Annotated in this window: 20 protein-coding genes and 1 tRNA gene; 9 read left to right on the top strand and 12 right to left on the bottom strand. The window is 68.9% G+C overall.

Translation table 11 applies throughout. The annotated features are described in order from the left end of the window. Positions 1-5: 5 nt before the first annotated feature. Entirely contained in the window at positions 6-2,099 is a 2,094-nt protein-coding gene (locus ACH4S8_RS23260) for a protein kinase (protein WP_398396973.1), read from the bottom strand. A 126-nt stretch (positions 2,100-2,225) separates the two neighbouring features. Then, entirely contained in the window at positions 2,226-2,774 is a 549-nt protein-coding gene (locus tag ACH4S8_RS23255; protein WP_037614940.1) for a transcriptional regulator, read from the bottom strand. Positions 2,775-2,955: 181 nt separating this feature from the next. Here ACH4S8_RS23255 and ACH4S8_RS23250 point away from each other — a divergent pair. Beyond that, a tRNA-Ala gene (locus tag ACH4S8_RS23250) sits at positions 2,956-3,028 on the top strand. 483 nt (positions 3,029-3,511) lie between these two features. On the opposite strand, the gene ACH4S8_RS23245 is transcribed toward ACH4S8_RS23250, so the two are convergent. Next, entirely contained in the window at positions 3,512-4,213 is a 702-nt protein-coding gene (locus ACH4S8_RS23245; protein WP_398396970.1) for a DUF5324 family protein, read from the bottom strand. Positions 4,214-4,690: 477 nt separating this feature from the next. Between ACH4S8_RS23245 and ACH4S8_RS23240 the strand changes: the two genes are divergently transcribed. Beyond that, complete coding sequence (locus tag ACH4S8_RS23240) at positions 4,691-5,224, top strand: peptidylprolyl isomerase (protein ID WP_398396968.1); 534 nt, start codon at positions 4,691-4,693, stop codon at positions 5,222-5,224. Positions 5,225-5,372: 148 nt separating this feature from the next. Further along, a complete protein-coding gene (locus ACH4S8_RS23235) occupies positions 5,373-6,290 on the top strand; it encodes a rhomboid family intramembrane serine protease (RefSeq protein ID WP_398396966.1) in 918 nt (305 codons plus the stop codon). 336 nt (positions 6,291-6,626) lie between these two features. Here the strand turns inward: ACH4S8_RS23235 and crgA are convergent, their stop codons facing one another. After that, a complete protein-coding gene (gene crgA / locus ACH4S8_RS23230) occupies positions 6,627-6,881 on the bottom strand; it encodes a cell division protein CrgA (protein ID WP_326786732.1) in 255 nt (84 codons plus the stop codon). A 142-nt stretch (positions 6,882-7,023) separates the two neighbouring features. Between crgA and ACH4S8_RS23225 the strand changes: the two genes are divergently transcribed. The 6 genes from ACH4S8_RS23225 (at position 7,024) to ACH4S8_RS23200 (ending at position 11,752) form a co-directional block, all read left to right on the top strand. After that, complete coding sequence (locus ACH4S8_RS23225; protein WP_398396964.1) at positions 7,024-7,803, top strand: DUF881 domain-containing protein; 780 nt, start codon at positions 7,024-7,026, stop codon at positions 7,801-7,803. Between the two features lie 67 nt (positions 7,804-7,870). Continuing rightward, the gene (locus tag ACH4S8_RS23220; protein ID WP_398397360.1) at positions 7,871-8,611 is read left to right on the top strand and encodes a class E sortase; all 741 of its coding nucleotides are present in this window, start codon (positions 7,871-7,873) and stop codon (positions 8,609-8,611) included. Positions 8,612-8,642: 31 nt separating this feature from the next. After that, entirely contained in the window at positions 8,643-8,804 is a 162-nt protein-coding gene (locus ACH4S8_RS23215) for a hypothetical protein (protein WP_037614928.1), read from the top strand. Further along, the gene (locus tag ACH4S8_RS23210; protein WP_103554275.1) at positions 8,801-9,439 is read left to right on the top strand and encodes an aminodeoxychorismate/anthranilate synthase component II; all 639 of its coding nucleotides are present in this window, start codon (positions 8,801-8,803) and stop codon (positions 9,437-9,439) included. Before ACH4S8_RS23215 ends, ACH4S8_RS23210 begins: the two co-directional genes overlap by 4 nt. After that, complete coding sequence (locus ACH4S8_RS23205) at positions 9,436-10,893, top strand: class E sortase (protein WP_398396961.1); 1,458 nt, start codon at positions 9,436-9,438, stop codon at positions 10,891-10,893. The genes ACH4S8_RS23210 and ACH4S8_RS23205 overlap by 4 nt, the downstream gene beginning before the upstream one ends. Positions 10,894-10,990: 97 nt before the next feature. Continuing rightward, on the top strand, positions 10,991-11,752 hold the full coding sequence (locus ACH4S8_RS23200; RefSeq protein ID WP_398396959.1) for a class E sortase: 762 nt from the start codon (positions 10,991-10,993) through the stop codon (positions 11,750-11,752). Between the two features lie 89 nt (positions 11,753-11,841). Here ACH4S8_RS23200 and ACH4S8_RS23195 read toward each other — a convergent pair whose 3' ends face one another. From ACH4S8_RS23195 to ACH4S8_RS23160, 8 genes are all read right to left on the bottom strand, one after another. Then, positions 11,842-12,873: a restriction endonuclease gene (locus ACH4S8_RS23195; RefSeq protein ID WP_398396957.1), complete on the bottom strand. Its 1,032-nt coding sequence runs from the start codon at positions 12,871-12,873 to the stop codon at positions 11,842-11,844. A 216-nt stretch (positions 12,874-13,089) separates the two neighbouring features. Continuing rightward, a complete protein-coding gene (pknB, locus tag ACH4S8_RS23190; protein WP_398396955.1) occupies positions 13,090-15,090 on the bottom strand; it encodes a Stk1 family PASTA domain-containing Ser/Thr kinase in 2,001 nt (666 codons plus the stop codon). 170 nt (positions 15,091-15,260) lie between these two features. Further along, the gene (locus tag ACH4S8_RS23185) at positions 15,261-16,742 is read right to left on the bottom strand and encodes a peptidoglycan D,D-transpeptidase FtsI family protein (protein WP_398396953.1); all 1,482 of its coding nucleotides are present in this window, start codon (positions 16,740-16,742) and stop codon (positions 15,261-15,263) included. Continuing rightward, positions 16,739-18,187: an FtsW/RodA/SpoVE family cell cycle protein gene (locus ACH4S8_RS23180; RefSeq protein ID WP_398396951.1), complete on the bottom strand. Its 1,449-nt coding sequence runs from the start codon at positions 18,185-18,187 to the stop codon at positions 16,739-16,741. The genes ACH4S8_RS23185 and ACH4S8_RS23180 overlap by 4 nt, the downstream gene beginning before the upstream one ends. A gap of 26 nt (positions 18,188-18,213) precedes the next feature. Further along, positions 18,214-19,755: a Stp1/IreP family PP2C-type Ser/Thr phosphatase gene (locus ACH4S8_RS23175; RefSeq protein ID WP_398396949.1), complete on the bottom strand. Its 1,542-nt coding sequence runs from the start codon at positions 19,753-19,755 to the stop codon at positions 18,214-18,216. 120 nt (positions 19,756-19,875) lie between these two features. After that, positions 19,876-20,397, bottom strand: coding sequence for an FHA domain-containing protein (locus ACH4S8_RS23170; RefSeq protein ID WP_361688401.1), 522 nt, complete (start codon positions 20,395-20,397; stop codon positions 19,876-19,878). 10 nt (positions 20,398-20,407) lie between these two features. Continuing rightward, positions 20,408-21,250 carry an FhaA domain-containing protein gene (locus ACH4S8_RS23165; protein WP_398396946.1) on the bottom strand — a complete coding sequence of 281 codons (843 nt, stop codon included), beginning with the start codon at positions 21,248-21,250 and terminating at the stop codon, positions 20,408-20,410. Then, positions 21,238-21,363: a hypothetical protein gene (locus tag ACH4S8_RS23160; RefSeq protein ID WP_339130476.1), complete on the bottom strand. Its 126-nt coding sequence runs from the start codon at positions 21,361-21,363 to the stop codon at positions 21,238-21,240. Before ACH4S8_RS23160 ends, ACH4S8_RS23165 begins: the two co-directional genes overlap by 13 nt. Positions 21,364-21,445 lie beyond the last annotated feature (82 nt).

The raw sequence follows: 21,445 nt of genomic DNA, 5'->3' as shown, positions 1-21,445 counted from the left end.
GGAGATCAGACCCGGGCCAGTGCCCAGAAGCCCACCGCGAAGCAGGCCAGGGCGAGCAGCAGCATCGGCACCGCGACCGCGGCGGGAGGACCCGGACGCGGCCGCGCGCGCCTTCTGCGGTGTCCCGGGCCCGCAGGGGGAACCTGAACGGACCGAGCGGTGTACGAGGCGGTTGCGGCGTACGGGTGCTGCGGCATCGCGGCAGGCGGGACGGGGGACTGCTGGGGGGAGGGCGCGTACGCGGGAAGGGGCGCTGTCGGGGGAGTCGGGGTCGGGGTCGGGTCGAAGGGCGGCGGACGCAGCGGCGCGGACGACGGCGGCGGGAGCGGGACCGAGGCGGGGGGAGTGGTCGCCTGCGCGTCCGGCCAGGTCTCCTGGGGCCGCGGGGTGCGGGGGTACGGGGACCGGTCGCGGGAAGGCTCGGTCCCCGGTTGCCGCCGGGGATCGGCGGCGGCCACGGGCCGCGGCGGAGGCAGATGGAAACTTCCGGTGTCCGACATCGAGGACGGCCGGGGGGCGGAACCGCGGGCGGGGTCCCGGGGGGTGGCGTCCGGTGCGGCAGGAGAGCGGTCGTCCTCGGACCCGGGCCGATCCTGTACGTCGTCGGGCGCGACCGGAGGCCGTACGTGCTCAAGGCCCGGCTCCGCGACCCCTTCCGTGAAGCCCGGTCGGGCCCGTGGGCCGTCCTTGGCGGGCCGTCGCTCCGCGGTGCCCTGGGCCGGGTCCCGCTGCGCGCCGACGGGACGGGAGGCCGGGAGCAGACTCCCGGCGTCGAGGGCGCGATGCCCGTCACCGGTGCCGGGGTCGCCGTGCCCAGCCCCAGCCCCAGCCCCGGCTCCGGCCTCGGCCCCGGCTCCGGCCTCGGCCCCGGCTCCGGAAACGGACCGGGTGCCGCCCGGAGCGCTCTTCCGCGACTCCAGGGACTCCTGCAACTCCCGGGGTTTCTCCGGGGCGTTCAGCCCCGTACCGGGCGCGGAGAAGGACCCCTCGTCCGGTACGGGGGCGAACGCCGGGGCCGGAAGGACGACGGAGCCGCCCGAGCCGTCCGGGCCGGGGCTGTGCAGTGAGCCGGAGTCGGGGCCGAGGCCTGGTCCGGGGAAGGTTCCGGGGCTCGAACCGGAACTCGGGTCGGGGCCGATCACGGAGGCGGCGGCCGTCGTGTCCGGAAGTCCGCGGGAGGACAGGGTCCGGGAATCCCCTGGCGAGGCTCCCCCCGTGCGCAGGGGCCCCATGGGTCCGAACCCCTCGGGCAGCGGCCCCAGTTGGTCGAAGACCTCGATCAGTTCGTCGTCGGGTCCGGGCTCCGGCAGCAGCTCGACAGCCGCGGCGAGGGCCTTGCGCGCCCCTGTGGCGGTGCGGAAGCGGGCGTGCGGATCCGGTTGGAGGAGCATCGCCACGACCTGCCACAGAGGCTCGGGTATGCCCCGCGGCGCGGACGGCGTGCCGTACTCGGCGAAGTACTCGATCAGCGCCTTGGCGTCGGGCTTGGCGCCCTCCAGGAGGTACAGGGCGACCAGGCCGACGGCGAACAGGTCGGCGGGAAAATCGGGATCGGAGCCCAGCATCTGCTCGGGCGCGAAGTAACCCGGCGTTCCCACCACGTAGTTGGTCTCGGTGAGCCGTGGTTCGCCCAGCCGCATGGCGATGCCGAAGTCGGACAGACGCAATCGCGGCCGGCCCGTGCCGGTCGCTTCGAGCAGCACGTTGGCGGGCTTGATGTCCCGGTGCACCACCCCCTCCGCGTGCACCGCGGTGAGGCCCGCGAGGAGCTGGTCGGTCAGGGTGCAGACGAAGGAGGGGGGCAAGGGGCCGTAGTCGTTGACCAGATGGACCAGGGAGCCCCCGGCGACCAGATCCATGGTGAACAGGACCTTGTCGTCGTCGGCGGCCCAGCTGGCGGGAGCCAGCACATGAGGATGGTCGATCCGCAGAGCCTGTTCCCGGACGAAGCGCAGCAGTGCGTGCGCGTCGCTCTGCTGGAGCACCTTGGCGGCCACATAACGGCGCCGCCTGTGGTCCCAGGCGCGCCACACCGCACCGACTCCCCCGCGGCCGATCGGGTCGACCAGTTCGTACCGGCCTGCGAAGACCTCACCCATGGTCGTACGTCGCTCCCCTTCGGCGGTCGGACGGGAGACCTCTTCCGAGGTGCCCGGCTGCATGACGTGCGGCGGCCGGAAGGCGTCACTGCCTCCGGCGCCGGGCGGTCGGCGGCCGGGCTCGGCTCAGCTCTGGTGGGACTGGTAGTGCGCGACCGCGTCGGACGTACGGCCGGCGCCGTAGACCCGGAGGAACTCTGCCAGCTCCGGGTGGGTCGGGGCGAGAGTGTCCGCCGCGTCGATGATGTCCCCGGCGGCGGCCACCGAACGCAGCAGCGACTGGATCTCGCGGACCACCCGCTTGACCGTCGGCGCTCCCGAACTGGTCGTGGACTGCGTGGTGTTGCTGAGCACCGATCCCCCCTGGGACTTCTTGATCTCGTCCATCCGCTCGGTCGCCTCGGCGGCGCTGACGCTCCCGTCGGCGACCTGCCCCGCCAGGTCCTGCAGGAGCTGGACGCGCTGGACCACCGCGGGATTGCCGATCTTGGCCCGCTGACCGCTCATCAGCTGCGACAACATGGGTGCGGACAGGCCCAGCACCCCGGCAAGACGCGCCTGGTTCAGACCCAGGTCCTCTATGAGCCTACGGAAGAGCGCCCCCAGCGGCTCCCCGTACCAGTTCCGCTGCAGCTCCCGGGCTCTCGCGGTTGCTTCCTGCTGTGCGGCGTCCATTGCGTCTCCCCATCGCTTCCCCAAGTACCGCGGTTCGCGACAGCGAACCACGTCGAGCATCTTACGGAGAGTGGTCGTCCACGGGGACCCCCAATATTTTGCGAGATCCCCTGGGTGACCCGGTACTCTGGTCTGCGGCGCCCGTCGACAGATGGTTCCTGTGGTCGGACGCTCCTCTTACGGGGCCTTAGCTCAGTTGGTAGAGCGCTGTCTTTGCATGGCAGATGTCAGGGGTTCGACTCCCCTAGGCTCCACACACCGGACCGGCCAGACGCCCATTGCGGCGGCTGGCCGGTTTTCGTATGTCCCCCTTCGTCCGCCGCGCGCCCCTGGTGGGACCGCGCCTGGACCGGGCGGGACCGAGGCGGGGGTGCTCCAGTGACGTGAGTCACAGAAGCGACTTTGCAGACATTGCAGTTCTTTGCGCAAACGTCTTGGCCCGCATGTGGTCCGCGGGCCCGCCGTGCGGGCGGTCGCTGCGGCGCCGAGGGGCCGGCGGAGCCGTCGGGACCCTTGTGTGAGCTGGCGAGCGGGCCGCCGGGTGACCGGTTCGACGCATTCCGTCAACAACATCTCCATGGATGCTGCACATGAAGGCCGTTGCAAACGTCATCGCGAGGCGCTGGGGTAAATCCCCCGTGGAGTGTTCGCGGTCCTCGTGCCGCTGTTCCACGTGAAACATCGCCGCGGGGCAGGAGACCGTCAAGTCTCCTGCCCCGCGGCGATGTTGGGCCGGTTCAGCGGCGGTCGTCGCGCTTTGCGGCCTTCTCCTCGGCTTCCTTGGCCTGGACCTCGGGGTCCAGGTCGGACTGGCCACTGCCGTCGACCGACGACAGGCGCCCGGTCTCGGGCACCTCGGTCGCGGCCGGAGGCTCGACGAGCCAGTCGGGATTGGCCTGCTTGTCCCACCACTTCCAGGCGGCGAAAGCGCCGCCCGCCAGCAGCCCCAGCGCGGCCAGCCCCTTCACGAGTCGGCCGGCCCTCGCCCGCCGCTCGTGCTTGCGGAGCAGCTTCTGGATCTCCTGCGGTGTGACCTGGCCGCGCAGGGCAGCGATCGCCGCCACACCGCGCGCCGTGGCCTCGTCCCGGACGGGCTGGGTGGCGGCCACCGCCTGCTCGATCTTCGGCTTCGAATAGTCGGCGGCCTGGCGGGCCGCCCTTCGGGTGCGGACGGCCGCCTCCTGGGCGACCTGGTCGACCTTCGGCGGTACATGCGTACGGGCCTGCTCAAGGCGCGGCGCGAGATGGACGTCGTACTGGACGCGGGCCTGTTCGGCGGCCTGCGACACCTTCGGTGCGAGCCGTACACGTGCTTCGCTCGCGTAGTACGAGGCCCTGTCCTTGGCCGTGTCGGCGTAAGGCGCCACCACTTCCGCGGCGTGCAGCACGCTGTCCTTCGCCGAGCCGGTCGCGGCGCGCACGCTGTCGATGCGGGTCACGGGTTTCCTCCTCCTCGGTGGCGTACGTCGGGGGTACCAGGTACCCCCAAAGACACACAGTTCACCTTTCCACCCCTAGGGGGATCATGCCCGCCCAAGGGGTCCGGGGCATGTGAGGGCGGGCATCCGTGTCACGGGTGCCGACTCCCGGAGACTCCCGGGGCGGAGCCGGTCAGGTGTCGATCAAGTCAGATAGCGGATCAATACGGGGCAACGGGAGCTTGTCGTCGACAATGTCACGGATCGCCTCGTCCCGCCCCCGTCCGGCGCGACTCGACGGGATTTTCTGTCCGTACGACTTTCTGTACGCAGGACGTCCTTATCGCTGAGTCGCTCCCCGAGCCGTTCCGTGAGCGGTTTTCCGAGCCGTTCCACGAGTCGCCGTCCGCACGCGCGTACGGCGGTGGCGGTCGGGGGTCGAGCGGCCCGGTCCGTGCGAGGATCGGGCTGTCAAGAGAAGGCAACGGAAGGCACATCGTGGCCGAGCAGCTTTACGCCACCCTGAAGACCAGCCAGGGCGACATCGACATCCGGCTCCTGCCGAACCACGCGCCGAAGACGGTCCGGAACTTCGTCGAACTCGCCAAGGGTGAGCGCGAGTGGGTCAACCCCGAGACGGGTGTGACGTCCATGGACAAGCTGTACGACGGCACGGTCTTCCACCGGGTGATCAGCGGCTTCATGATCCAGGGCGGCGACCCGCTGGGCAACGGCACCGGCGGCCCCGGCTACCAGTTCGGGGACGAGTTCCACCCGGACCTCCGCTTCGACAGGCCCTACCTGCTGGCCATGGCCAACGCCGGACCGGCCACCAACGGATCGCAGTTCTTCATCACCGTCGCCCCGACGGCCTGGCTGACCCGCAAGCACACCATCTTCGGCGAGATCACGGACGCGGCCAGCCAGAAGGTCGTGGACGCCATCGCCGGCACCCCGGTCAACCCCCGCACGGAACGCCCCGTCGACGACGTCGTGATCGAGTCGGTCGTCGTCGGGACCCGCGAGCGCTGAGCCGGCGCGGGGCTCCCCGTCCTCGTGCCCGGAGCATCCCGCAGGGAACCAAACGCCCCGTTCATCCGTAAGGATGGACGGGGCGGTGCGTTGCACCGGAACCAGCGTGACCGTGTGCGAGCCGCCGTACGCAGATTGAGGGGACCCCATGGACCAGCAGCCGCCCGGCAGCCCGCAGGGCCCGCAGGATCAGGGACCGCAGGACGCCCGGAGCCTGCCCGGCTGCTACCGGCACCCGGACCGCGAGGCCGGCGTTCGCTGCACCCGCTGCGAGCGCCCGATCTGCCCCGAGTGCATGGTCAGCGCCTCGGTCGGCTTCCAGTGTCCCGACTGCGTCCGCGGCGGCTCCGGCACCGGGCACGCCCCGGCGGCCAACCAGCCCCGCACCCTGGCGGGCGGCACCGTCACGTCGGACCCCCGGCTCGTCACCAAGGTGCTGATCGGCCTCAACCTGGCCATCTACCTCATCCAGGTGTCCCTGGGCGACGCCTTCACCGACAGGTTCGACCTCTTCGGCCGCGCCTTGCTCTCCGGCGAGGTCCAGGGGGTGGCCGAAGGCCAGTGGTACCGCATGGTGACGTCGATGTTCCTGCACGCCGTCGCCATGCCCCCGATGCACATCATCTTCAACATGGTCAGCCTGTGGTGGATCGGCGGTCCTCTGGAGGCGGCCCTCGGCCGCGCCCGCTTCATCACCCTGTACTTCGTCTCGGGCCTCTCGGGCAGCGCGCTCACCTATCTGCTCGCCGGCCCCAACCAGCCGTCGCTCGGTGCCTCCGGCGCGATCTTCGGCCTGTTCGGTGCCACCGCCGTCCTGATGCGCCGGCTCAACTACGACATGCGCCCGGTCATCGGCCTGCTGGTGATCAACCTGATCTTCACCTTCGGGTGGAGCAACATCGCCTGGCAGGCGCACATCGGAGGTCTGTTCGGCGGTTTGGTCGTCGGCTACGCGATGGTCCACGCGCCGCGCGAGCGGAGGAACCTCGTCCAGTACGGGGTCTCCGGGCTGATGCTGCTGGCGGTGGTCGTCACGACGCTGCTCAGGACGGCCCAGCTCACCTGAGGGAGCGGGTTCGGCTCCCCCGATGGGGTGTGCTCGGCTCACCTGAGAGAGTGCCCGGCTCACCTGAGAAGTGATGTTGTCCACAGTCCGCGGCCGATCTTGTGCACGAAGTGCGGGAACAGCTGTGCCCCCTGTCACTGACCCGAGTTTTCCCAGGTCGGACAGGGGGCGAACAGATTTGCGGGGGGCGGTGGACCAGTCACACCGGCGTCAACCGCAGATTAGTTATCCACAGATCGTCTTTCTTTTCCACCTGTGGACAAGTGTTGTGGATAACTCAGTGGACAGCTGTGGGCAGAACTCGTGCCCGCGCCGCTTCCCGGTGGGTGAAGACGGTCACTTCCACTGCGTGGAGACGCCGAATCCGGCCGCGATGAAGCCGAAGCCGACCACGATGTTCCAGTTGTCGAGCGCGTCGATCGGCAGGGTGCCGTCCGTCACGTAGAAGACGACGATCCAGGCGAGACCGATGAGGAACATGGCCAGCATGGCCGGTGCCACCCAGGTGTTGCTGGTCAGCTTGATGTTGGTCGCCTGCTTCGCCGGGGGCGGCGTGTAGTCGGCCTTCTTGCGGATACGTGACTTCGGCACGAGGGTCTCTCCTGTCGATGCGCTGCGTGGCCGCGCAGGGAACTGGGGCGGGCTCCGGGGCAGCGTACAAGGGGACACTGAGCGCTCCCCCGGGCGTCCGTTAGCGTAGTGCTTCCGCGGCGCCGAAGGAGATAAGGGTACGTTGAGCAATTCTGCCGACTCCCCCGGGACGGATTCCAGTCCTGGCGGTACGCACCGTTTCCGGCCGGTACGTGTTCTCACGGTGGCCGTCTTCGCCCTCGCGGGCCTGATCTTCTTCACGAGCTTCGACACGGCCAAGGGCACGAACATCCGTACGGACTCGTCCCTGCTGAAGCTCTCCGACCTGATCCAGGAGCGCAGCCACAAGAACGCGACGCTGGACGAGTCCAACGGCAGTCTGCGCCGTGATGTGGACGGCCTCGCCGCCGGCGAGGACGGCAGCAGCGCGGCCGGGGACGCCCGGCTCGCGGCGCTGGAGAAGAACGCGGGCACCCGGAAGGTCAAGGGCGAGGCCGTCACGGTCACGCTCAACGACGCGCCGCCCAACGCGACGGCGAAGCTTCCCGGCTACCCCGAGCCGCAGCCCGACTACCTCGTCATCCACCAGCAGGACCTCCAGGCGGTGGTGAACGCCCTGTGGCAGGGCGGTGCCAAGGGCATCAAGGTGATGGACCAGCGGCTGATCTCCACCAGTGCCGTGCGCTGCGTCGGCAACACCCTGATCCTGCAGGGCCGCGTCTACTCGCCCCCTTACAAGATCACCGCCGTCGGGGACCCGGCGAAGCTCCAGAAGTCGCTCGCCGCCTCCCCGTCGATCCAGAACTACATGGTGTACGTCAACGTCTACGGGCTCGGCTGGAAAGTCGAGGAGAACGGGACGGTGACTCTTCCGGGCTACTCGGGCACAGTGGATCTCCACTACGCGAAGCCCGTGGAGTAGCCGCCGGACCTCGCGGAGCAGTGGGCGAAGCCTGTGGAGCGAGCTGCCGCCGGGGGGCCTTGTGTCGGTGCGAGTGGTCGTCAGGACGATCAGTGAGCTGTGCCTGACCATCGGCACCGTGATCGTGCTCTTCGTGGTCTATGTGCTGTTCTGGACCGGGGTCAAGGCCGACAGCGCGATGAACCACCAGATCGAAGTGCTCCAGAAGCAGTGGTCGAAGGGTGCGGTGACCCCGTCGCCGGAGCCTCGGTCCGGCTCCTCGGGAGGCACGGACAGCGGCGGCACGGACAGCGGCGGCGCGGTGGCGACCGGGAGTCCGAAGGCGCCCGGCCCCTACAGGTACGGCGGCCCGTTCGCGGTCATGTACATCCCGCGTCTTGGTTTCACGTGGAACAAGCCCGTGCTCGAAGGCACGGCCACGCAGGTGCTGAAGAAGGGGCTCGGCCACTACCGGGGGACCGCCCGGCTCGGCCAGGAGGGCAACTTCTCGGTCGCAGGTCACCGGCGTACGTACGGTGATCCGTTCAAGGACTTTCCCGAGCTCCGTCGGGGTGACGCGGTGGTGCTGACGGACGGGACGACCTGGTTCACGTATCGGATCGACAAAGGGCCCTACAAAACCGTCCCCTCCGACGTTGAGGTGATCGACCCTGTGCCACGTAAGTCGGGGTATAAGCGTCCGGGGCGGTATCTCACGCTGACCACGTGCGATCCGGAGTGGGGGCACAGCCATCGGTTGATCGTGTGGGCACACCTCGATTCCACACAGCCTGTGGAGGCAGGGAAACCGGCGGCTCTGCGCCGTTAGTCTGTTGGCGTACGGCGACGGAAGGGACGGCATGTACGGCTGGATCTGGCGGCATCTGCCGGGGAGCGTATGGGTGAGGGCGCTGATCTCACTCGTGCTCGTCCTGGCGGTGGTCTACGTGCTCTTCCAGTACATCTTCCCGTGGGCCGAACCGCTGCTGCCCTTCAACGATGTGACGGTGGACAACCAGTGAGCACGCGCATCCTCGTTGTGGACAACTACGACAGCTTCGTCTTCAACCTGGTCCAGTACCTGTACCAGTTGGGCGCGGAGTGCGAGGTGCTGCGCAACGACGAGGTGTCGACCGCGCACGCCCAGGACGGTTTCGACGGTGTCCTCCTGTCCCCGGGGCCCGGCGCTCCCGAACAGGCGGGTGTCTGCATCGACATGGTCCGGCACTGCGCCGCGACCGGGGTCCCCGTCTTCGGTGTCTGCCTCGGGATGCAGTCGATGCAGGTGGCGTACGGGGGTGTGGTCGACCGGGCGCCCGAGCTGCTGCACGGGAAGACCTCGCTCGTGGAGCACCAGGGCAAGGGCGTCTTCGCCGGACTGCCGTCGCCCTTCACGGCGACCCGCTACCACTCGCTGGCGGCCGAGCCGGACACGGTCCCGGCCGAGCTGGAGGTCACCGCCCGAACGCACGACGGAATCGTCATGGGTCTCAGACACCGTGAACTGCCCGTCGAGGGCGTGCAGTTCCACCCGGAGTCGGTGCTGACCGAGCACGGCCACCGGATGCTCGCCAACTGGCTGCTCGAGTGCGGTGACAAGGTGGCCGTCGCGAGGTCGGCGGGGCTCGCCCCGGTGGTGGGCAGGGCCACGGCGTGACCGCGCTGCGCCCCGAGCGCGACAGCTCCCCCTATGGCGGCGAGGCCGCGTACGGGGGCGCCGGCGCGTTCGAGGCGACGGTCGGAGGGCTCGCGGACCCGCTGACGGATCCGCTTCCCGGCCAGGGAGGGGCCGTACAACAGCAGGGCTACGGCCACGCCGGGTACGGAACCGACTGGTACGCCGCCCAGCAGCAGGAGCAGGCGGCTCTGCTGCAGGCCGCGCAACTGCAGGCCGCTCAGGCGCAGGCGGCTCAAGCGCACGCTCAGGCTCAAGCGCACGCTCAGGCCCACGCTCAGGCACAGGCCCAAGCGCAGGCGCAGGCGTACGCCGCCCAGGCCCAGGCGGTCGCGGCGCAGGCTCCGACGCAGGCGATGTCCTCCACCCCGGCGTCGGCGCCGTCGTACGCGGACGAGTACGAGCGGGCGTACGCCCCGCCGTACCAGGAGCCGGCGATCCCGCACCACCGCGGTGGACCGGCGGCCGCTCCCGTGGCCGCTCCGCTGCAGGAACCGGTCGCGCCGAGGCCGCCGCTGGACGACGAGACGGTCGCGTTGCTCCTTCCCGGGTCGCCCGCGAGGGCGGCGCGGCGGCGTGCGGGCACGGTCGGCAGCGAGGCCGGCCCGGAGTCCGGAGGTCGTGCGGCCCGCCGTAAGGCCGCCAGACGCCACGGAAGGACCGGAGGGGCACAGGAGCCCCAGGAGTCCCTGGAGGCGGCCCAGGAGGCCGTTGGGGGCCCTCGGAGCCGGATGGACGCCCGGCGCGCGGCACGGGCGTCGAAACCCGGCGCGGCGGTTCTCGTGAGCCGGATGGTCGGCGAGGTGTTCATCACCACCGGTGTGCTGATGCTGCTGTTCGTGACCTACCAGCTGTGGTGGTCGAACGTGCGGGCGCACGAGGAGGCGGGCAGCGCGACGAGCAGCCTTCAGCAGGACTGGGCGAGCGGCAAGCGCAATCCGGGGACGTTCTCGCCCGGGCAGGGCTTCGCCATCCTGCACATTCCGAAGCTGGACGTGGTCGCGCCGATCGCGGAGGGCATCAGCAAGACGAAGGTGCTCGACCGCGGCATGGTCGGCCACTACGGGGAGGCGCCGCTCAAGACGGCGATGCCCGACGCCAAGACCGGCAACTTCGCGCTCGCCGGGCACCGCAACACCCACGGCGAACCGTTCCGGTACATCAACCGCCTCAAGCCGGGCGACGAGATCGTCGTCGAGACCCAGGACGACTACTACGTCTACAAGATGACGTCGATCCTTCCGGCGACGAGCCCGAGCAACACGACCGTGCTCGATCCGATCCCCAAGGGTTCGGGTTTCACCGTCCCGGGCCGCTACATCACACTGACCACCTGCACACCGGAGTTCACCAGTAAGTACCGGATGATCGTCTGGGGCAAGATGGTCGAGGACCGGCCGCGGAGCAAGGGCAAGCCCGATGCGCTGATGGGCTGAGGACGGACGCCGGCGCCGTGACGGACGGATGCGGCGTGCGGTGCGCGTGACGTGTACGAGAAACAACCTGAGACAGACCAGACGGGGCAGATGAACAGTGGCAGCGAGGACCGACCACGACGAACGCGCCGGATCGCAGGCCGGGTACACGGGCTCCGGTGATCTGCCCGGCGGGCGCCGGCGCATGGGATGGTTCGCGATGACGGTCAGCGTCTTCGGCGAACTCCTCATCACGGTGGGGCTGGTGCTCGGTCTGTTCGTCGTCTACTCGCTGTGGTGGACGAACGTCGTGGCCGACCGCGAGGCGCACAAGCAGGGTGACAAGGTGCGTGACCACTGGGCGCAGGCTCCGAGCGGTCCGGGCGCTCTGGACACCAAGGACGGCATCGGCTTCCTGCACGTCCCGGCGATGAAGAACGGCGAGGTGCTCGTCCAGAAGGGCACGGCGACGAAGGTCCTCAACGAAGGTGTCGCCGGCTACTACACGGAACCCGTCAAGGCGTCCCTGCCGATGACCGGCAAGAACGGCAACTTCACGCTCGCCGCCCACCGGGACGGCCACGGCGCCAAGTTCCACAACATCGACAAGATCGGCAAGGGCGACCCGATCGTCTTCGAGACCCGGGACAAGTGGTACGTCTACAAGGTCTTCGACATTCTCCCGGAGACCTCGAAGTACGACGTCAAGGTCCTCCAGACGGTCCCGAAGGAGTCCGGCAGGACGAAGCCGGGCCACTACATCACCCTGACGACCTGCACCCCGGTGTACACCTCCCGCTACCGCTACGTGGTGTGGGGCGAGCTGGAACGAGTGGAAAAGGTCGACAGCGCCCGGACACCTCCGAAGGAACTGCGGTAGCGGGCAAGCCCGTTGTGCTTAAGATGCACAGGGCCCGAAGCCGCAACTTTCTCTTGCGGCTTCGGGCCCTTTCTGCTGCTTGGTGACGCCTACCGCAGGCTTGCCAGCGGAACGCCCGCACTCCACTTCTCCAGACGGGAGCGGTCCACGAGCGTGACGCCGTGGGTCTCCGCGATGGCACGCGCGTCGGGCGTGAAGGACGTCGTGGTGACGAAGAGGGCTACGTCGGCCCTGTGCTGGACGAACGAGGCGCCGAGGAACTTCTGCAGTTCACCGCTCCACACCGGGCGGTAGGGCGCGAAGCTCTTGCACTGCGCGACGACCGACCGGCCGTCGGCCGTGTGCGCCGTGACATCCACTCCCCGGTCGCCGGGGCGGCCGTGCACGACGACGTGGGTGCAGCCGTCGCGGTGCAGGAGGTCGGCGACGTGGTGCTCGAACTCGCGCCAGTTCATGGCGTCGATGGACGCCATGATTCCCGTGTACCGGCGCGGACCTCCCGTGCGTTCGAGTTCGGTGATGCGGGTGTCGTGGTCGCACAGCCGCCGCTCGATCCGCTGGACGTCCTCACGGAGGGAGACGAGTTCCTGACGGTGTTCGCCCGAGGTCTCGATCAAGGCGTTGAACATGGGGACGACGGTCTTGCCGAGGATGTGGGTGATGCGCTGGTCGATGCGGTCGTCGAGTGAGCGGGTTTCCCTGTGGGGCGGGTTGTCCACAGGCTGTGTGCGGACCAGGTACTCCATGTCGAGGAGGTACGTACGCACCTGACGCGCGACTTCGCTGTCCCGCAGCAGCATGGCGACGTTGAGGACGGCCCGGCGGGAGAAGAGAGCCAGAGACCTGGTGCGCGACTGGATCCCACTGAGGTTCTTGAAGGACCTCAGTTCATCGCCGGTCAGCAGACGATAGCCGTTGGTCTCCAACTCGGCTCGGTGGTCCTTGGCGAGGGATTTGACCGCTTCGAGACCCACCTCGAAATACGCCGCCACCATCGCCGTCGTCACGTGCATGCCGTCCGGCAGCAGAGTCAGTGCCTTGACCCTGTCGAGTACTTCCGTGCGCTCCAGCGCGCTTTCCCGCAGTGTTCTCGATTCCAGCAGAGCCGATTCGTTGATCACGTGCTGCCCCTTCCGCCTGTGTCGCGGCCTTGCGGCCGGGGGCAGTGCTCCGATTTCCCACCCCGTGTGATCAACGAGTCGTGAAGTATGAAGAAACGGTCGAATATCGCACACCAGGTCGTCGGTGCGAAGCAACGGAAAGGGCCCCGGCACTCAAGAGTGCCGGGGCCCTTTCCGTTGCTTCGGTTGCCCGGGTGGGCGGTTCCTGGGCGGAGGTTATCCGTTGTTCCCGCCGAAGAAGCCGCCGCCGTTGTTGTTGCCGCCGTTGTTGTTGTTGCCGAGCTTCACCGTGGTCAGCGTGACCGTGGTGTTGTCCGGGCTGTCGACGGGGCTGTTGGCGTTCGGGTCCTGGCGGATCACCGTCGCGTCGTCGCTTCCGTCGCTGCCCGGCTGGAACTGGATGTTGTTGAAGCCGGCGCCCTGCAGGATCTGCCTCGCCTCGGCCACCGTCTTGCCGACGACGCTCGGCACCGTCGTCTGCTGCTTGGCCTTGCCGATCTGGATCTGCACCTTGGAGCCCGGGTCGGCCTGCGTGTTGGCCGTCGGGGTCGTCTGGATGACCTTGCCGACGAGGTTCGGGTCGTCGGTGTCCGTGTCGACGCACTCGCCCACGAGGTTGTTGGCCGTCATTTGCGTCTTGGCCACGTCGCAGCTCTGGCCGGCGACGTCCGGGACGGTGGACTGCTTCTTCTCCTTGGAGATGGTCAGGGTGATGGTCGAGCCCTTCTCCACCTCGTCACCGAGACTGGGGTTCTGCTCCAGGACCTTGTTCGGGGCCTCCTCGGACTCCTCGAACTTCGTCTTGACCGTGAACCCGTACTTGTCGGCCCCGAGGATCTTCGTGGCCTCGTCCAGGGTCTTGCCCGTGACGTTCGGGACCACCACCTTCGGCGCCCCGGTGGACACGACCACATTGATCGTGTCGCCCTTCTTCACCGTCGAGCCGAACGTCGGGCTCTGGGAGCAGATGTTGCCCTTGGGCTCCTTGTCGCACGGCTTGCGGGTGGGGGAGAGCTTCAGGTCGCGGTTGTCCGCCATCTGTCGGGCGTCCGACAGCGTGTGGCTCACGAAGTTGGGGACCTTGAACGAGTCGTTGCCCGTCCCCTTGCCCGAGAACGCGTACTTCCCGATCAGGATCGCGCCGATGAGCACCAGGACACCCGCGACGACCAGGAGGATCGTCGAGGTGTTGCTGTTGTTCTTCTTCTGGCGGCGGCGGTCGGGGCGGTCGTCGTAGCCGTAGCCGCCGTCGTCCGGGTTCATGGGCGGCAGCATCGACGTGGCCTGGGCGTCCGCGGAGCGCAGGGCCGTGGTCGGCTGGTCGTCGCCGTAGCCGCCGTAACCGACCGAGCCCATGGCGGCGCTGGCCGCGACGGGCTGGCCGTCGAGGCAGGCCTCGATGTCGGCGCGCATCTCGTCGGCGGACTGGTAGCGGTAGTCCGGGTCCTTGACGAGCGCCCGCAGCACGATCGCGTCCATCTCGGGCGTGATCTCGGGGTCGAAGACCGACGGGGGCTGGGGCTCCTCGCGGACGTGCTGGTAGGCGACGGCCACGGGGGAGTCGCCCACGAAGGGCGGGCGCACCGTCAGCAGCTCGTACAGCAGACAGCCGGTGGAGTAGAGGTCCGAGCGGGCGTCGACCTGCTCGCCCTTCGCCTGTTCCGGCGAGAGGTACTGGGCCGTACCGATGACCGCGGCCGTCTGCGTCATGGTCATGCCGGCGTCGCCCATGGCGCGGGCGATGCCGAAGTCCATGACCTTGACCTGGCCGTTGCGCGTCAGCATGACGTTGGCGGGCTTGATGTCGCGGTGGACGATGCCGGCGCGGTGCGAGTACTCCAGGGCCTGGAGGATGCCGATGGTCATCTCCATGGACCGCTCGGGCAGCAGTCTGCGTCCCGAGTGCAGCAGCTCGCGCAGCGTCGATCCGTCGACGTACTCCATCACGATGTACGGGATGGAGGTGTTGTCGATGTAGTCCTCACCCGTGTCGTAGACGGCGACGATCGCGGGATGGTTGAGAGAGGCGGCCGACTGGGCCTCCCGGCGGAAGCGGGCCTGGAACGACGGGTCGCGTGCGAGGTCGGCCCGCAGCGTCTTCACCGCCACGGTACGGCCGAGCCGGGTGTCATGCGCGAGGTAGACCTCCGCCATGCCACCACGGCCGAGCACGTGGCCCAGCTCGTACCGGCCGCCGAGGCGACGCGGCTCTTCCATAGCTACCTACCAGCCCTCTCCGTCGGTCCCGACCGCACCTTTGTGTGGTCCGGCGGTGTGCTGTCCGGGCATACCGTACCCGGATCGCTTCCTGTGACCTGGCCTAGACCGTCACCCGTGACAGGACCGGTATCGCAACGTGCACCGATGTGATGGGGACGTGAGCGGGGTCACTTCTTGCTGTCGATGACTGCCTTCATCACGTCCCTTGCGATGGGGGCGGCCAGACCGCCACCGGTGATGTCGCCGCGGTTGGCGCTGCCGTCCTCGACGACCACCGCGACGGCGACCGGAGTGCTGCCGTCGGGGAGCTTGGCGTAGGAGATGAACCACGCGTACGGCTTCTCGCTGTTGGCGACACCGTGCTGGGCGGTACCGGTCTTGCCGCCCACGGTGACACCGGAGAGCTGCGCCCTCTTGCCCGTGCCCTCCTTGACGACCGTCTCCATCATCGACTGCAGGATCTGGGCGTTGGACTCGGAGAGCGGCTGGCTGAGCTTCTCGGGCTCGGTCTGCGAGATGACGTCCAGGCTGGGTGCCTGGAGCTTGTCGACCATGTAGGGCTTCATGAGCGTGCCGTGGTTGGCCACGGCGGAGGCCACCATGGCCATCTGCAGCGGGGTCGCGGCCGTCTCGAACTGGCCGATGGAGCTGAGCGCGGTCTGCGCGTCGTCCATCGACTTGGGGAAGACGGAGGCGTTGGAGCGCACCGGGGTGAGCTGCTCGGAGTTGAAGCCGAACTTCTCGGCCTCCGACAGCATCTTGTCCTTGCCGAGGTCGGCGCCGATCTTGCCGAAGACCGTGTTGCAGGAGAACTGGAGCGCCACGCGCATGGTGGCGTTCTTGCAGGGGATGTTCCCCTCGTTCTTCAGCTCGGTCCGGGTGCCCTTCAGGATGTACGGCAGCGGGGTGTCGGTGTGCTGGTCGGCCGCCGTGTACAGGCCGTTCTCCAGGGCCGCGGCCGCGGTGACCACCTTGAAGGTGGAGCCCGGCGGGTAGGTCTCGCGCAGCGCCCGGTTGAGCATCGGGTCGTCGGGGTCGTTCTTCTTCTGGAGCTTGTTCCAGGCCTTCGCGTCGGTGTTGGTGTTCCCGGCGAAGGTGGAGGGGTCGTACGAAGGGGTGGAGGCCAGTGCCAGGATCGCGCCGGTCTGCGGGTTGATCGCGGCGACGGCGCCCTTGCCCCGGCTCAGCAGGCCCTTGTAGGCGGCCTTCTGCGCGGCGGCGTTGAGGGTGGTGACGACGTTGCCGCCCTGCTTCGGCTTGCCCGTGATCATGTCGAGGGTGTTGCGGAAGAAGAGCCGGTCGTCGTTGCCGGTGAGGATGCCGTCGTCGAGCTTCTCCAGCTGGGAGGCGTCGAAGGCCTGCGAGGCGTACCCGGTGACCGGCGCCCACATGGCGCCGTCCTTGTAGGTGCGCTTGTAGACGAAGTCGTTGATGCCGTTCTTCTTCGACTTGGCGTACCCGGTGATCGGGGTGCCGTCGACGACGATGTCGCCGCGCGGGGTGGCGTACCGCTCGATGGCGACGCGGCGGTTGTGCGGGTCGGAGCGCAGGGTGTCCGACTGGACGTACTGGACGTAGTTGTCGCGCAGCAGCAGGGCGAGGACGAGGAGCCCGCAGAAGATCGCGATCCGGCGCAGGGGCTTGTTCACGGGCGGACCACCTGGGTCATCTCGGCGTCGGGGCTGGGGGCGGGTGCGGGTGCCGGGCGCCGGGCGGTGTCGCTGATGCGGATCAGGATGGCGATCAGGGCCCAGTTGGCGATGACGGAGGAACCGCCGGAGGCGAGGAACGGCATGGTCATACCGGTCAGGGGGATCAGGCCCATGACGCCGCCGGCGACCACGAAGACCTGGAGTCCGAAGGCGCCGGACAGTCCGACGGCGAGCAGCTTGCCGAACGGGTCGCGGGCGGCGAGGGCGGTGCGGATGCCGCGCTCCACGATCAGACCGTAGATCAGCAGGATCGCCATGATGCCGGCCAGACCGAGCTCCTCGCCGAAGGTGGCGAGGATGAAGTCGGAGTTGGCGGCGAAGCGGATGAGTTCGGAGTGGCCCTGGCCGAGGCCGGTGCCGAGGGTGCCGCCGGAGCCGAACGCCCACAGTGCCTGCATGGCCTGCTCGGAGTGGATGATGCCGTCGTGGACCCCGGCCTGGCTGAGCAGGTACTCGTGCATCGGGTCGAGCCAGGCCTGCACACGCGTCTTGACGTGCGGTTCGAAGCTGGCCACGCCGACGGCGCCCGCCGCGGACATCAGCAGACCGAAGACGATCCAGCTGGTCCGCTCCGTGGCGACGTACAGCATGATGACGAACATTCCGAAGAACAGCAGCGACGTACCGAGGTCGGTCTCGAACACCAGGATGAGGATCGAGATGAACCAGACCACGAGGATCGGGCCGAGGTCGCGGCCGCGCGGCAGGTACAGGCCCATGAAGCGACGGCTGGCCAGGGCCAGCGCGTCGCGCTTGACCATCAGGTAGCCGGCGAAGAAGACCGCCAGCACGATCTTCGCGAACTCACCGGGCTGGATGGAGAATCCGGCGACCGAGATCCAGATCTTGGCGCCGTAGGTGAGGTCGGCGCCGAGGCCCGGTACCAGCGGGAGCAGCAGCAGGACCAGGGCGCCGACCATGGAGATGTAGGTGTAGCGCTGCAGGACGCGGTGGTCCTTCAGGAAGAACAGCACGCCGATGAACAGGGCGATGGCCAGCGCGGTGTACATCAGCTGGCGCGGTGCCGCGTTGCCCGCCTGGTTGATCGACTGGAGCAGCTTGGACTGGTCGAGCCGCCAGATGATCACCAGGCCGAGCCCGTTGAGGAGCGTGGCCAGCGGCAGCAGCAGCGGGTCCGCGTAGGGGGCGAACTTGCGCACCGCGAGGTGGGCGACGCCGGCCAGCAGGCCGAGGCCCAGGCCGTAGCTCAGCAGGCCGGTGGGCACCTTGTCGTCGATGGCCAGGCCCACGTTGGCGTAGGCGAACACCGGGATGACAACGGCGAACACCAGCAAGGCCAGTTCGGTGTTGCGTCGGCTGGGTGCGCCGATCGATCCGATCGTGGACGTGTGGTGCGTCGGCGTGTTCGTACTACTGCTCATCGTGTGACAGGGCCCCTCACGGCTTCTTACTGCTTACCGCACAGCGAGACCAGCTTCTGCTCCTCGGTGGAGAGGCTGGGGCCGGGTGTGGGAGTGGGTGCGGTCGTGGACTTGGAGGACGAGGGTGCCGAGCTCGACGGGGTCGGGCTCGGGCTGGACGTGGCCTTGGACGTCAGAGAGGTCTTTGTGGTTCCCGTGGTTCCGTTGGCCTTGGCCGAACTGGGCTTCGCGCTGTTCTGGCTCTCGGCGGCGCGGCGCTGCGCGTCCTTGCGGCAGGCGGACGCCTGCACGGCGAGTTCGTCGATCTTGGCCTGCGCGTTGGCGAGGCCGCCTTCGGCGATGGTCGCCTTGACCTGCTTCTGCTGGTACGGCGGCAGGTACTTGAGTTCGATCTCGGGGTGGTTCTTCTCCACCTTCGAGAGCGAGACCCAGGCCAGGTCCTGGCTGATGCCGCGGTAGAGCGCTACGTGGTTGTCCTGGGCGCCGACGTAGTACTGCGTCTGCGTCCAGCGGTAGCCGCCGTACAGGCCGCCGCCGATGACGGCGAGCGTCAGGACGACGTAGAAGGATCTCTTCAGCCAGCGGCGTCCGGTGCGCGGCTTCACGAAGTCCTCGTCCGTGTAGTCGCCGAAGCTGCTGGTGGAGACGTAGCCGGTGGTGTCGCCGCTGCCGGGCGGGCCGAACTCGCCGCCGCCGCCCTGTCCGGGCACGGGCCGGCCGAGACCGGAGGCACGGCCGGCGGGGGTCTGCATGGCGCCGTTGTCGTGCAGCTGGTGCTGGTTCTCGGCGACCGCGCCGACCACGACCGGGGTGTCGGAGAGCTGGGCGGCGAGGGTGTCGCCGTGGTCGATGTCGAGGACGTCGGCCACGATGACGGTGATGTTGTCCGGGCCGCCGCCGCGCAGCGCGAGCCGGATGAGTTCCTCGACGGTCTCCTGCGGGCCCTGGTAGCTGGCGAGGGTGTCTTCCATCGTCTGGTGGGAGACGACGCCGCTGAGGCCGTCGGAGCAGATCAGGTAGCGGTCGCCGGCGCGGACCTCGCGGATCGAGAGGTCGGGCTCGACGTGGTCGCCACTGCCCAGCGCGCGCATCAGCAGGGAGCGCTGCGGGTGGGTGGTGGCCTCCTCCTCGGTGATGCGGCCCTCGTCGACGAGGCGCTGCACCCAGGTGTGGTCCTGTGTGATCTGCGTCAGCACGCCGTCCCGCAGCAGGTACGCGCGGGAGTCGCCGACGTGGACGAGACCGAGCCGCTGGCCGGTCCACAGCAGGGCGGTGAGCGTGGTGCCCATGCCCTCGAGCTGCGGGTCCTCCTCGACCATCATCCGGAGCTGGTCGTTCGCACGCTGCACGGCGGTGCCGAGCGAGGTGAGGATGTCGGATCCGGGTACGTCGTCGTCGAGCGCGACGATGGTGGAGATCACCTCGGAGCTGGCGACCTCACCGGCGGCCTGGCCGCCCATCCCGTCGGCGATCGCGAGCAGGCGGGGACCGGCGTAGCCCGAGTCCTCGTTGCCCTCGCGGATCATGCCTTTGTGCGATCCGGCGGCGAAGCGCAGTGACAGACTCATGCGCACCTCGCCCGTCGGCTCCGGGTACATCCGCACGGTGCCCACCCTCCGGTCGGGAGCGCGCCGGGGTCCCTTGTGTGGACCGCCGTTGCGTGCTCGCTCCGCTCGCTCATTGTCGTACTACTTCCGCAGCTCGATGACGGTCTTGCCGATGCGGATCGGCGCGCCCAGCGGAACGGGCGTCGGAGTCGTCAGCCGGCTCCGGTCGAGATACGTGCCGTTGGTGGAGCCGAGGTCCTCGACGATCCACTGGCCGTCCCGGTCGGGGTAGATCCTGGCATGCCTGCTGGACGCGTAGTCGTCGTCCAGCACGATGGTGCTGTCGTGCGCCCGTCCCAGGGTGATGGTCTGCCCCTGGAGGGCCACGGTGGTGCCCGTGAGGGTGCCCTCCGAGACGACGAGTTTGGACGGTGCTCCGCGGCGCTGCCGACCGCCGCCGGCGGGCGCCTGTTGCTGGCGCTGCTGCGGTGGCGCGGCTTGCCGCGCGGCCTGCTGGGGCCTCGCGGCTTCCCTGCGCGAGCCGCGCTGTGTGACACGCGTTCCGAACAGGTCGCTGCGGATGACCTGCACGGCCACGATCACGAACAGCCACAGTACGGCCAGGAAACCCAGCCGCATGACCGTGAGGGTCAGCTCTGACATTGCCCCCGCTTCACCCTTCGGCTTGCCGGTAAATGATGGTGGTGCTGCCCACGACGATCCGCGAGCCGTCGCGGAGCGTAGCGCGGGTTGTGTGCTGCCCGTCCACCACGATGCCGTTGGTGGACCCGAGATCCTGGATCGTCGAGGGCGTTCCGGTCCGGATCTCACAGTGCCGGCGCGATACGCCGGGGTCGTCGATCCGCACGTCGGCTTCGGTGCTGCGGCCCAGCACCAGCGTCGGGCGGGAGATCTGGTGGCGTGAGCCATTGATCTCGACCCAGTGCCGCATTCGGCCGCCCGCCGCCGGGCCGGCCGGGGGCCGGGCACCCATGGGTGCCATGCCCGGACGGCCGCCGGGCGGCGGCGCGGACGGCATGGGGGGAGCGGCCGAGGGCGGGTAGCCGTAGCCACCCTGGGCTCCGCGGGGGCCTGCCGGGGCGGGGCCCGCGGGGGCGCGCTCGGGGGACTGCTGATTGGTGGAGGAGGCGAGCGTACGGCTGCGGACCCGGTACAGGCCGGTGTCGAGGTCGTCCGCCTTCTCCAGGTGGACCTTGATGGGGCCCATGAAGGCGTAGCGCTGCTGCTTGGCGTAGTCGCGGACCATTCCGGCGAGTTCGTCGCCGAGCTGGCCGGAGTAGGGGCTGAGCCGCTCGAAGTCCGGTGTGCTCAGTTCCACGATGAAGTCGTTGGGGACGACGGTCCGGTCGCGGTTCCAGATCGTGGCGTTGTTGTCGCACTCGCGCTGCAGCGCTCCGGCGATCTCCACGGGCTGGACCTCGGACTTGAACACCTTGGCGAAGGTGCCGTTGACCAGACCTTCGAGACGCTGCTCGAACTTCTTCAGGACTCCCATGGGGCACCTCCTCCGTCGTTGCCGTCCTGGTACAGCTTGCTGTCGTCTTCCTGGCCCTGCTGGACCAGCCGGCCTAGTCGGCCTTGCTGGTACTGCTTACTGATCGTATCCACGCGTCGGGAAATCGGCTGGTTCCCCCTGTCGGCACGGTCGACGGGTTGTCGACGCCTTCCGAAGTCCCCTCCCGAAGTTCCC

It is taken from the genome of Streptomyces sp. NPDC021080, from assembly GCF_044333225.1.
Taxonomy (GTDB): Bacteria; Actinomycetota; Actinomycetes; order Streptomycetales; family Streptomycetaceae; genus Streptomyces.
Note: the sequence above shows the minus strand (reverse complement) of the source record. Positions and strands in the feature narration are given on the sequence as shown.

Excerpts from the sequence above, each read along its gene's own strand:
- ACH4S8_RS23260 (WP_398396973.1), bottom strand. The coding sequence starts at position 2,099 with ATGGGTGAGGTCTTCGCAGGCCGGTACGAACTGGTCGACCCGATCGGC.
- ACH4S8_RS23255 (WP_037614940.1), bottom strand. The coding sequence starts at position 2,774 with ATGGACGCCGCACAGCAGGAAGCAACCGCGAGAGCCCGGGAGCTGCAG.
- ACH4S8_RS23235 (WP_398396966.1), top strand. The coding sequence starts at position 5,373 with ATGGACCAGCAGCCGCCCGGCAGCCCGCAGGGCCCGCAGGATCAGGGA.
- ACH4S8_RS23215 (WP_037614928.1), top strand. The coding sequence starts at position 8,643 with ATGTACGGCTGGATCTGGCGGCATCTGCCGGGGAGCGTATGGGTGAGG.
- pknB (WP_398396955.1), bottom strand. The coding sequence starts at position 15,090 with ATGGAAGAGCCGCGTCGCCTCGGCGGCCGGTACGAGCTGGGCCACGTG.
- ACH4S8_RS23180 (WP_398396951.1), bottom strand. The coding sequence starts at position 18,187 with ATGAGCAGTAGTACGAACACGCCGACGCACCACACGTCCACGATCGGA.
- ACH4S8_RS23175 (WP_398396949.1), bottom strand. The coding sequence starts at position 19,755 with ATGAGTCTGTCACTGCGCTTCGCCGCCGGATCGCACAAAGGCATGATC.
- ACH4S8_RS23170 (WP_361688401.1), bottom strand. The coding sequence starts at position 20,397 with ATGTCAGAGCTGACCCTCACGGTCATGCGGCTGGGTTTCCTGGCCGTA.
- ACH4S8_RS23165 (WP_398396946.1), bottom strand. The coding sequence starts at position 21,250 with ATGGGAGTCCTGAAGAAGTTCGAGCAGCGTCTCGAAGGTCTGGTCAAC.